An 11,597-nucleotide genomic window follows, 5' to 3' on the forward strand; every position below is an offset into this window, starting at 1 on the left:
GCCTAGAATCAAGGGAGTCGCCCGGCCGCCCACTCGCGAAGGAAAGAGGTCTCGCAAGTGACCCGTGTCCTTGTCATCGACAACTACGACAGCTTCGTCTACACATTGAATGGTTACCTCCTCCAGTTGGGCGCGGAGACCACCGTCGTGCGGAACGACACGATTCCCGAGAACGATGTCGCGGCCGCGATCGCTGACTACGACGCCGTGCTGTTGTCGCCTGGTCCGGGTACCCCTGCTGCCGCTGGTGCGTCGATTCCGATCGTGCACGCCGCGCTTCACAGCGGGCAGCCGTTGCTCGGCGTGTGCCTCGGGCACCAGGCGATCGCCGAGGCGCTCGGCGCCACGGTCACCCACGCCGAAGAGCTCATGCACGGCAAGACCTCACAGGTCAGCCATGACGGCAGCGCGTTCTACGACGGCGTTCCGCAGCCGTTCACGGCGACCCGGTATCACTCGCTCGCGATCGTCGATGGCACCATGCCAGACCAGCTCGAGGTCACCGCACGCACCGAAGGCGGCGTGATCATGGGCCTGCAGCACCGGGACGCCCCGGTCTATGGCGTGCAGTTCCACCCGGAATCGGTGCTCACCGAGGGCGGTTACCGGATGCTCGGCAACTGGCTGGCCGTCGCCGGACTGCCCGAGGCAGCTGAGATCGCGAAGGGCCTGACCCCGCTGGTCGCGATCCGCTGAGCAGCTAGAACGCTGAGTTGATGGCGAGCTCGATCGCGATCTCGTCCCACCAGGCTCCAGCCTTCGGCCCTCCGTTGCAGGCGCCATCCGATGCGCCGATGGTCTTGATCCACAGGTTGGCGTCCTGGTGGCCGTGATCGGCACGTCCGGGCAGGGCGCCCAGCCCACGGCCCCGCGGATTGCACCACTCGCCGTTGTCGCCCTTGCCATTGCGGCTGGTGTCGATGACATAGTGCTTGCCGCCGAGAAACTCCGAGATCGACTCCGCGTAGTCGCGCACTTGAGCGGTGGGCTTGTAGTTCGACACGTTGGTCGCGAATCCGCGCACGTGCTCGACGCCGGCGGCGAGCAGCCGCTTCGCCATCTCGGCTGCCGGCACCGAGTACGAGGAACCGGCGTCGATGTAGACGGTGGCGCCCGCATCAGTCAGGGTCTTCGCGGCATAGCTCAGCAGGCCGGCACGGTCGCCCTGGATCTCCGGGCAGCGACCGAGTTGCATCAGGGCATCCGGTTCCAGAACGACGGCGACCCGCTTGCCCGCAATGCCCGCAGCGATCTCGTTCACCCAGTCGTCGTACTGGTCAGCGGTGAGTCCGCCGGCCGAGTGGCCACTGCAGTCACGGCCAGGGATGGCGTAGAGCACGAGGGTTCCGGTCTGGCCGGCGTCCTCGGCGTCCTGGGTGTACTTCGCGACGGTGGCGCGGACTTTGGACACCGGGTTCCAGTCGCCCACCCACCGGGTTCCCGCATGGGCGCTGATCCTGTCGACGGCGGCGGCGCCGCACTATTGCCGCGTGCCCGCAGGTCGGCAGCGGCGGCCACCGACGGGTAGGTCGGGTCGACGTACGGGGCGTGCGCGGCGAACGGATTGCTGCCGACCTCGCGGGTCGCGGGCACCATCGGCGTCGGTGAACCCTCGCCACGCCACTGGGCTGCGCTGATCGGCGTGGACACGCCGTTCACCACCTTGTGGATCTGGGCCTCGCCCACCGCTTGCGTGAAATAGGTGTTCACTCGGCGGGTGATCGTCGCCGCGTCGATGGTCTTGTACTCGTTGGCCCAGGCCTGCCGCCAATGTCCCAGGGGCGTGCGCACGAGGATCTCCTGCGGCGCCGAGGCGTAGCTGTAATACTCGATGGCGGGCATCCGGTCAACGATCTTCGGAGTGGGTGAGCCCTCGTAGACCCAGTGCCGCTCGGTGATCGGGGTGACAGCCTCATACGACACCTTGTAGAGCTGGGTTTCGCCGCGGACCTGCATGAACGCGGTGCCGAACCGTACGACGACCGCATCCGCTGGCACCACGGCCGCCTCGGCTGCCGTGAGCTTCTGCCAGCCGGCGCTGGTCTTGCCGAGCACCTCACCCGGTGCCGACGCGTACGCCATGAAGGCCGAGTAGGTTTCGGACGCGTTCGCGGCCGGCGCGTAACCGAGCACGAGCATCACCAGCACGAGCACGATCCCGATCACCTCGAGCACGGCAGTGCGTCGTCGGGTTCCGGTCGCGCCGCGGGTTCCGGAATCGCCGGATGCGACATCGGCGGATGTCGGAATGGTTGCGGTGTTCCCGCGCGAGCGCGCGAAAAAGGGCGTGAAAAGCTGCATGGTCGTGTTTCCCCCGAGACCTGACGGCCGGTCTGCGCTGCATATGCGCGACTCAGAAAATAACCGTCGCTAATCAGGATCACACCGCCTGAACGCGGCGTGAATCCTCCATTCGGGGGTGTTGTCTACCCCAAAGCGAGGGTGTCGAGAGGGTCTCGGCAGGCTCGATCAGCAGGCTGCTCGACCAGCGGGCTGCTCGACGAGCGGGTTGCTGGGTGGACTAGCCGGCGCAGTAGCGCAGGGTGATGTCCGAGCGCTGCGGCTGGTCGCCCACGACGGACTGCGCCACGATCGTCTGACCGCTGCAGCTGAAGTCCCGGGTGAGGTGCACCTGCAGGCCCAACTCACTCTGCATGGTCGAGCTGGCGTCCGCGAAACTCCGGCCGGTGACATCCGGAACCGAAACGAGCCCGTTGCTGACGACCAGGTTGATGGTCTCACCCTCACGGGCCATCGTGGCGCCCTCAGGGTCACTGGACATGACCACACCGGCGGGGACGTCCTTCGAGTAGGACTGCTCGCTCGATCCGTAGATCAGCCCGGCCTCGGTGATCGCGGCGATCGCCGACGCCTCGTCCAGGCGCACCAACTGCGGGACGGCGACCTGACGCTTGCCGATCGAGACGTAGACCTTGATCTCCATGCCAGGTGACACGGTGATACCGGCGCCGGGGATGGTCGAGACGACCTGGCCCTCGGGCACGGTGTCGCTGACCTCACTGAAGCGTTGCGCCACCAGGTCGTTACTGGCGAGGACCTTCTCGGCGTCCTCGTAGTTCTGGCCCGCGACATCCGGAACGCTCACCGACACCGCCTCGGTGAGCGGGGTCCTCTCAAGCGAGAACGTCCAGTACAGGACCGCGGCGACGATGACCGCCATCACGGCGATGCCCGCCCAGATCCAGGCGACCGGTGGGCGGTTCTGCGACCGGTTCGGGCGGTCGGGCACGACTGTCAGCTGGCGAATGGTCGCCTCGGAGCCGGCCGTGGCGTTCGGGTTGACGCCGAACAGGCTCGCATTGAAATCGGGTGCGGTGTCGATCCTGCGGGTCGGCACCTGGCCGGCGGCGGCGGCCTGAACGTCGTTGCGGAACTCGGCGGCGCTCTGGAAGCGCTCGAACCGGTCCTTTGCGAGCGCGTGCAGGACAACCGCGTCGATCGCGGGCGACACCCGCGGGTTGTAGGCGCTCGGCGGGGCCGGAGCCTCGCTCACATGCTGGTAGGCGACCGCTACCGGGCTGTCGCCACGGAACGGAGGCCGACCGGTGAGCATCTCGAACAGCACTACGCCGGTCGAGTAGAGGTCGGTGCGGGCGTCGACGGATTCGCCGCGAGCCTGCTCGGGCGAGAAGTACTGGGCGGTGCCGAGGATCACGCTGGTCTGCGCAACGGTGGCCGAACTGTCGGAGATGGCCCGGGCGATGCCGAAGTCCATGACCTTGACCTGACCGGTCGGCGTAACCATGATGTTGCCCGGCTTGATGTCGCGGTGTACGACGCCCGCTCGATGCGAGTACTCGAGCGCGGTGAGCACGCCCTCGGCGATGCGGGTGGCTTCCTGGGGGTCCATCGGACCCTCGGCGATGATGTCCTTGAGCAGTCGGCCGTCGACGAATTCCATCACGATGAACGGCAACTGCCGTTCGATGCCGTTCTGGTCGGTGACGGTCTCTTCGCCGGCGTCGAACACCCGCACGATCGTGGGGTGCGCCATCCGGGCGGCCGCCTGGGCTTCCTGACGGAACCGGGTGCGGAAGGTGGGGTCGTCGGCGAGGGTGGGCTTCAGCAGTTTGATCGCGACGCGGCGGCCGAGGCGGGAGTCGGTTCCGACGTGCACGTCGGCCATTCCGCCATGCCCGATGAGTTCGCCGACCTCGTAGCGTCCCGCCAGCTGGCGCAGTGCCTGCGTTCCGCCTTCTATCACAACCGCTTACTCCGATCCGGGTCCCACCGACAGCCGTAGTCAGTGTAACCGGCGTCGGATGCCCGACCGGTTATGTACCAGGCGGTGCAGAGGGTGTCGGAATTATCGGTTCGGTAACGTCGATCGTCAGGGTGCCGGATGGCTCGGAGATAAACTCGCCGCAGTTCGCGACATAGCTGATCGTGACGTCCTCGGTACCGCCCTGAATCTGCACGGGAGTGTCTCTGACGTTGGACTGTGCAACGTTGTTGCTCAGCTCGGGGAGTCTTCCGTTCGATGAGATCGTGAACGTGTAACCGGTCAGCGAGGTGCCGCTCGGGCACTGGTTATAGGTATCCCAGCGGATGTCGACGTCATCGTCCGGCCCGACCGGTCCGCCCTGCTGCAAGGTCGGCGCAGCCGGAGCCGGGGGCGACGGAATCTCGGAGTAGAACGAAACCCGCACGGTGGTTCCCGGCTGCAGGTTGCCGACCGGGCTGGCGTCGTAGGCGCGGCCCTGCTGGTCAACGCTCGGAGCGGTGCTGCCGTTCACCGGATCCAGGGCAAGGCCGCGATCGGTGAGCAGACCTTCCACTTCGTCGCGCGTCTTGCCGGTGATCTCGTCGCGGCTGAGAGCGACCGTGGTCGGCGCCGAGGAGGTCGGCGGCGCGCTGGTCTGGGTCGGCGGAGCCGACGTGGTCGTCCGTGACGTCTCCGCTTCCGGCGTCTGCTCTGGGTTGGCCAGCAAGGCGATCAGCACGCCGATCAGGACGATGCCAAGCAGCGTGACCAAGGCGATCAGCGGCCAGGTCCAGGGGTTGCGCTTACGCTCTTCCTCGACCGGGGTCTCCGCCGTGCCGGTGCCGACGGCTTCGTCCTGCGTCTGCAGCAGTCGGGTGGTGGCATCCGCCCCGCCACCGGTGAGGGTGGCCAGGGATGCTGCGCCCGCAATCGCGGGAACGGCGACCGCCGCACCTGCGACGTCTCCTCGACGAAGCGCCTGCGCGGCGCGGGCGAGGTGCGCCGCGGTCGACGGGCGCTCGTCGGGCCGCTTGGCGATGCTCGAGTAGACCAGGTTCTTGACCGGCTCCGAAACGGCGACCGGTAACTCGGGCGGAGCCTCGTTGATCTGCGCCATGGCGATCGCGACCTGCGACTCACCGGTGAACGGGCGGCGTCCGGCCAGCGCCTCATAGGCGACGATGCCGAGCGAGTAGATGTCGGTAGAGGGGGATGCCGGGTGACCGGAAGCCTGCTCGGGAGACAGGTACTGCACGGTGCCCATGACCTGACCGGTCGCGGTCAGCGGTACCTGGTCGGCGATGCGGGCGATACCGAAGTCGGTGATCTTGACGCGGCCATCCGGCGTGATCAGCAGGTTGCCCGGCTTGATGTCGCGGTGCACCAAGCCGACGGCGTGTGCCGCCTGCAGTGCGTTCGCGGTCTGCGCGACGAAGTCGAGTACCCGGTCGGTGGAGAGCACGCGCTCGCGTTCCAGGATCGCGCTGAGCGCCTCGCCGGGCACCAGTTCCATGACGAGGTAGGCGCTGCCCTCTTCCTCGCCGTAGTCGAAGACGTTGGCGATGCCCTCGTGACTGACCAGAGCGGCATGGCGGGCTTCGGCGCGGAAGCGCTCGAGGAAGCCGGGGTCGCCCATGTACTCGTCTTTGAGGATCTTGATCGCGACCGTCCGCCCGATCACCAGATCGGTCGCCTGCCAGACCTCACCCATACCGCCGATCGCGATTCTGGATGAGAGCTGGTACCGTCCACCAAAGGTGAGCCCGCTCGTGGGTCTCATCTGTTCAGCACCGCCTCAATGACCTGCTTCGCAATGGGCGCGGCGACAGTGTTTCCGAAGGCGTTCTGCCCCCGGCCCCCACCGTTCTCCACGACCACAGCAACCGCAACCTGTGGGTCGTTCGCTGGCGCGAACCCGGTGAACCAGAGCGTGTACGGCTCGTCCACATCGTTCTCCGCCGTGCCGGTCTTACCCGCCACATCGACCCCGTTTATTCTTGCATTCCCCGACACGCCATTACTCACCGCGGCAACCATCATTTGGGTCAAGGCTTCCGCGGTCTCGGGGGTGATCGGCTCGTTGTACACCTCGGTCGTCGGACCCTGCAGTTCGGACAGATCCGCGGCGGTGATGCTTTCGACCAGGTTGGGATACATGAGCACGCCGTCGTTGGCGATGGCCGCAGACATCATCGCCATCTGCAGCGGGGTGACCCGGACGCTCGCCTGACCGAATGAGGAGAGCATGAGCTCCGCGTCGCTGGCCGGCAGCGGGTACTGGCTCGCGGTTGTCCGCATCGGAATCTCTAGGCGGTCACCGAAGCCGAACGCCTCCGCGTAATCCGAGAGAGTTTCCTTGCCGACCGCCTGACCGATCTGAGCGAAGCCGACGTTGCAACTCAGGCGCAGGGAATCCGCAATGCTTACCGTCTCGGTGCCGCCGCAATCGCTGTCTCCCGAGTTGGTGACCACCGAGGAGGACTGCGGGAGCGTGATGCTGGGAGGGTTGGGGAACTGGCTGTCGGCGGTGAACTTGCCGGAGTCGATCGCCGCGGCGGCGACGAGCACCTTGAAGATCGATCCGGGGTAATACAGGTCACCGCTGATCGCGCGGTTCACCAGGGGGTCGGCCGGATCGGCCAGCAGCGCCTCGTAGTTCGCGATCACCTCACTGGTGTTGTGCGATGCCAGCAGATTCGGGTCGTAACTGGCTTTCGACACCATCGCGAGGATCGCGCCGGTCTTCGGGTCGAGCGCGACAACGGCGCCGGCGTTATCGCCGAGAGCGTCCCACGCAGCCTGCTGGACAACCGGGTCGACGGTCAGTTCGACCGAGGCGCCCTTGGGGGTCTGCCCGGTGAAGGTCGCGGTGAGGTTGTCGAGGAACTGGGCGTTCGCGGTCCCGCTGAGGTAGTCGTTCAGCGCGCCCTCAACACCGGTGTTGCCCTGGTTGAGCGTGAAGTACCCGGTGACGTGGGCATACAGGTTGGGCTGCGGGTAGGTGCGCAGGAACTTGTACTGGTCATCGACCGGCATGGACTGCGCGACCGGGACACCATCGATCAGGATGGGCCCGCGCTCGGCCGAGTAGCTGTCGAACAGGGTGCGAGAGTTGCGCCCGTCGGCCTTCAGCTGATCGGCCTGAAAGACCTGGATCACGGTCGTCGAGCTGAACAGGGCAAGGAACATCAGCAGGACGACAAAGCTGACGCGTCGGAGTTCTTTATTCATGGTTCCACCACCAGTCGGGGCTGGTTTCGTACAGTGTCGGACAGCCGCAGGAGCAGGGCGATGATCACCCAGTTGGCGAGCAGTGACGACCCGCCGGCGGCGAGGAATGGCGTGGTCAGACCGGTCAGCGGGATGACGCGGGTGACGCCACCGATCACGATGAACACCTGCAGGGCCAGCACGAAGGACAGACCGACACCGAGCAGGCGACCGAAGTCGTCCTGACCGAGGAAGCCGATGCGGAAGCCACGGGACACCAGCAGCAGGTAGAGCCCGAGGATCGCGAACAGGCCGACGAGGCCGAGTTCCTCACCGAGCGAGGCGACGATGAAATCGCTCTCCGCGAGTGGTGTGATGTCCGGGCGGCCGCCGCCGAGCCCGGTGCCCACCATGCCGCCGTTGGCAAGGCCGAACAGGCCTTGCACGAGCTGGTAACTGCCGTGCAGCTGGGCTTCGTAGTTGTCCTGATTGAACGGGTTCAGCCAGGCGTCGAACCGGCCGTTGACGTAGGTCAGCGCCTGGCTGGCCACGACCGCGCCTCCGACGAACAATCCGAGCCCGAGCACCACCCAGCCGGCTTGGCCGGTGGCCACGTAGATCATCACGAGGAACAGGCCGAAGTACAGCAGCGACGTGCCCAGGTCGCGCTGGAACACCAGCACCGCCATGGCGGCTGCCCAGATGATGACAATCGGCCCGAGATCGCGCATCCGGGGGAACCGCAGACCCAGGAACTTCTTACCCATCAGCGAGAGGTTGTCGCGGGCGGTAACCAGGTAGCCGGCGAAGAAGACGGCCAGCGCGATCTTCGCGATCTCACCCGGCTGGAATGAGAACGGGCCGATGCTGATCCAGACCCGAGCGCCGAAGACCTCGCGGCCGATGCCCGGCAGCATCGGCAAGATCAGCAGCACGATGCCGACGAACATGGCGATGTAGCGGTAACGGGCGAGTACCCGGTGGTTGCGAATCAGCACCACAACAGCGCCCGCGGCGACGATCGCGATTGCGGTCCATACGATCTGGCGCACGGCGCCGGCATCCCAGCCGAAATCGCCTTCAGCCAAGTCGAGCCGATGGATCATCGCGATGCCGAGCCCGTTGAGGGTGGTCGCGATCGGCAGGATGAACGGGTCGGCGTCGGGCGCGGTCAGTCGGAGGGCGACGTGCACGCCGAGGATGAGCACGCCGAGAGCGGCCGCGAGCCACAGCACGCTGGTGTCGATGGCACCCTGCGCGCCGAGCTGGACGAGCGCGATCGCGCCGCCGGCGATGGCGAACGCGAGGATGAGCAACAGCAGCTCGAGGTTGCGCAGCCGCGCCGGACGGCGCAGCTTGATCTTGATGTTCTCGGTGAACGTCGTCGACCGGGGGCCGGCTTCATGGATGACCGGGGTGCTACTCACGGCTGGCCACCTCCAATCTTTCGACGATGGCGCGGGCATCTTGCAGGTCGTCGGCGCTGATGGTCTGCTCCACCGTCATCCGCGTGTACTCGGGCAGGTCGTCCAGGTCGATTCCGGTCTCCTGGTACACGCTGGACAGCGAGATCGGTCCGATTCCTTGCTGGACTCCCTGGTAGATCGCCACTGTGCCGTCGCTTTGGCCGACGTAGAACCGGGTCTGGGTCCACTGGTAGGCCGCCACGATTCCGGTGGCGATGCCGGCGACCACGAGAGCGATCGCGACGAGCCAGGTGATCCGCCGCCGCTGAGCACGACGACGGTCTTCATCGATCAGCTCCTTGAAGTACTCCTCGCTCTCTGGCTCGAAGTGGCTGGGGTCAGGCTTCGTGGCCTTCAGCGGGTGCAGCAACAGCGTCGGCAGGCGCAGCGGGCTGCGGCCGGTCTCGCCCTCGTAGGTGAGAGGTTGGGCGGCGGAGCCGACTGTGACCGGCGGGACTGTCGCGGAAGTCGGGGTCTCGTCGATGTCGACGACGACGACCGTGACGTTGTCGGGCGCGCCCTGGTCGAGGCTCTCCTTGACCAGTCGGTTCGCGACATCCTTCGCGTTCGCCTGGGCCGCCACCGCGTTCTGGATCTTGTCTTCCGAGACGTAGCTGCTGAGCCCGTCGGAGCAGATCACCCAGCGGTCGCCGGGCTTGGTTGTCATCACCGTGGTGTCGATCTCGGGTGAAGCATCCACATCGCCGAGCACGCGCATGAGCACCGACCGGCGCGGATGCACGGCGGCCTCTTCCGGGGTGATTCGTCCGCTGTCGACGAGGCGCTGTACGAAGGTGTGGTCGGCGGTGACCTGCTCCAGCTTCCCGTCACGGTAGAGGTAGATGCGCGAGTCGCCGATGTGCGCGAGCGCGACCTCGTAACCCACGCGAATCAGGCCGCTCACGGTGGTGCCCATGCCGGTGAGTTCCTGGTGCTCGAAGACCGCCTCGGCGATCAGCGAATTTGCCGCGATCAGCGCCGACTGCAGGGCGAATTCGGCCTCATGTGCGTTGGCGTGGGGACGGTCGACCTCACGGATCCGCTTCACCGCGATCGCCGAGGCAACGTCACCGCCCGCGTGCCCGCCCATCCCGTCGGCAACGACAAAGAGGTGCTCGCCTGCGTAGCCGGAGTCTTGGTTGTTCGACCGGATCTTCCCGACGTGCGAGACGGCGGCGCTTTTGGGGATGGTGGCCATGACTACCGGCGGAGCTCGAATGTCGTCGTGCCGATCTTGACCGGAGTGTTCAGGGGGACACGGGTGGGCACGGTGACGCGGTTGCCAGCGAGGAACGTGCCGTTGGTTGAGTCGAGATCCTGCACCATCCACTCGTTGTTCCAGAGCATGAGACGTGCATGGTGGGTGGACGTGTAGTCATCGCGGATGACAAGGCCCGACTCGCTGGACCGGCCGATGGTCAGCTGCTCACTGCCGAGCTCGATCTGCTGACCGGTCCGCGAGCCTGAGGTGATCACCAGACGGGTGGCCGCGGAACCGGGCATCGCCATCGCCTCGGTTGGCACGTCCAGTGGCGGGGCAGGCGCCGGGGCGGGGGAGGGGGACGGCGTCGGCGCGGCGGCGGGCGGCGCCGCCGCCGCGGCCGGGAACGGCGACGGGGAGGGCACCTCGCTCTGCGGAAGTTTGCGGGCCTTATGCCCGAACAGGTCGCTGCGCAGCGCGTAGACGATGGCGAAAACGAAAACCCAGAGCAGCGCCAGGAAGCCCAGGCGCAGCACCAGCAGAGTCAGGTCGCTCACCGTTGCGCATCCCCGTCATGGCGCAGGTCACTGAACTGGTCGACCGACGAAGATTGGGCAAGCACTCTGAACACGATACGGGTGCGACCGATGTCGATCACGGAATCCGGCGCGAGTGGCGCGGTCTTCAGGGGTTCGCCGTTCAGCTTGGAGCCGTTCGTGGAGCCCAGGTCGTTGACCTGTCCGCGGCTGCCGTCCCAGAGGATCTCGACGTGCTTCCGCGAGGTTCCCGGGTCGTCCACGGTGATGTCGGCTTCGGATCCGCGACCGATGATGGTGCGGCTCTTGGTCAGCGGGTAACGCTTGCCCGCGACATCCAGCACCGGCGTCCATGACACCTGGCCCTTGACGCCCGCGGAGTCGATCTGCACCATGCCCTCGGCCAGGCCGTCCTGCTCGACCAGCTTGATCGAGATGCCACCCGAGAACGAGTAGTGCTGAGCGGTGGCGTGCCGCTGCACCTGCTGGGTGAGCTCGTCGATCAGCGTCGGGCCGAGCCGCGACATCCGCTCGTAGTCGCGGTGCGAGAGCTGCACGACGAACTGGTTGGGCACCAGAATGCGATCGCGCGCGACAATCGCCGCCTGCGTGTCGAGTTCGCGTCGGAGCGCGCTTGTGATCTCGAGAGGCTGCAGACCGCTCTTGAAAGTCTTCGCAAACGCGCCGTTGACGGCGCGCTCAAGACCTCGTTCGAAGTTGTCCAGTAGACCCAAGGATCTCCCCGTTCGGCCGGATGTACCCCACTGATGTTAGTGGGTTGGGCTGAGGACGCGGTTCCAGACTGTGGTAATCTCGCTGGGTTGGCTCGTGAGGGTCAACGTGAGCGCGAGTGGCGGAATTGGCAGACGCGCTGGCTTCAGGTGCCAGTGCTCGAAAGGGCGTGGGGGTTCAAGTCCCCCCTCGCGCACTCACAGAAATAGAAGGCCGACCGGGGTGAC

General features: G+C 66.4%; 9 protein-coding genes and 1 tRNA gene. 2 read left to right on the top strand and 8 right to left on the bottom strand.

Annotated features, from left to right (window positions below; genetic code table 11):
- Positions 1-57 precede the first annotated feature (57 nt).
- The gene (locus GO591_RS00085) at positions 58-696 is read left to right on the top strand and encodes an anthranilate synthase component II (RefSeq protein WP_157154949.1); all 639 of its coding nucleotides are present in this window, start codon (positions 58-60) and stop codon (positions 694-696) included.
- Between the two features lie 4 nt (positions 697-700).
- Here the strand turns inward: GO591_RS00085 and GO591_RS00090 are convergent, their stop codons facing one another.
- The 8 genes from GO591_RS00090 to GO591_RS00125 form a co-directional block, all read right to left on the bottom strand.
- Positions 701-1,429 (bottom strand): glycoside hydrolase family 6 protein, encoded by a 729-nt coding sequence (locus GO591_RS00090; protein WP_232466210.1) that lies wholly within the window; start codon positions 1,427-1,429, stop codon positions 701-703.
- Between the two features lie 1,092 nt (positions 1,430-2,521).
- Entirely contained in the window at positions 2,522-4,225 is a 1,704-nt protein-coding gene (gene pknB / locus GO591_RS00095) for a Stk1 family PASTA domain-containing Ser/Thr kinase (RefSeq protein WP_157154950.1), read from the bottom strand.
- A 70-nt stretch (positions 4,226-4,295) separates the two neighbouring features.
- Positions 4,296-6,005 carry a protein kinase domain-containing protein gene (locus GO591_RS00100; RefSeq protein ID WP_157154951.1) on the bottom strand — a complete coding sequence of 570 codons (1,710 nt, stop codon included), beginning with the start codon at positions 6,003-6,005 and terminating at the stop codon, positions 4,296-4,298.
- The gene (locus GO591_RS00105) at positions 6,002-7,456 is read right to left on the bottom strand and encodes a peptidoglycan D,D-transpeptidase FtsI family protein (RefSeq protein WP_157154952.1); all 1,455 of its coding nucleotides are present in this window, start codon (positions 7,454-7,456) and stop codon (positions 6,002-6,004) included. The genes GO591_RS00100 and GO591_RS00105 overlap by 4 nt, the downstream gene beginning before the upstream one ends.
- Positions 7,453-8,862 (bottom strand): FtsW/RodA/SpoVE family cell cycle protein, encoded by a 1,410-nt coding sequence (locus GO591_RS00110; RefSeq protein WP_232466211.1) that lies wholly within the window; start codon positions 8,860-8,862, stop codon positions 7,453-7,455. Before GO591_RS00110 ends, GO591_RS00105 begins: the two co-directional genes overlap by 4 nt.
- On the bottom strand, positions 8,855-10,099 hold the full coding sequence (locus GO591_RS00115) for a Stp1/IreP family PP2C-type Ser/Thr phosphatase (protein ID WP_157154954.1): 1,245 nt from the start codon (positions 10,097-10,099) through the stop codon (positions 8,855-8,857). Before GO591_RS00115 ends, GO591_RS00110 begins: the two co-directional genes overlap by 8 nt.
- A gap of 2 nt (positions 10,100-10,101) precedes the next feature.
- On the bottom strand, positions 10,102-10,659 hold the full coding sequence (locus GO591_RS00120; RefSeq protein ID WP_157154955.1) for an FHA domain-containing protein FhaB/FipA: 558 nt from the start codon (positions 10,657-10,659) through the stop codon (positions 10,102-10,104).
- Positions 10,656-11,372, bottom strand: coding sequence for an FhaA domain-containing protein (locus GO591_RS00125; protein WP_157154956.1), 717 nt, complete (start codon positions 11,370-11,372; stop codon positions 10,656-10,658). The genes GO591_RS00120 and GO591_RS00125 overlap by 4 nt, the downstream gene beginning before the upstream one ends.
- A gap of 110 nt (positions 11,373-11,482) precedes the next feature.
- Between GO591_RS00125 and GO591_RS00130 the strand changes: the two genes are divergently transcribed.
- Positions 11,483-11,566, top strand: a tRNA-Leu gene (locus GO591_RS00130).
- Positions 11,567-11,597 lie beyond the last annotated feature (31 nt).

This window comes from Diaminobutyricimonas sp. LJ205 (assembly GCF_009755725.1).
In the GTDB taxonomy this organism is placed as follows: Bacteria; Actinomycetota; Actinomycetes; order Actinomycetales; family Microbacteriaceae; genus Ruicaihuangia.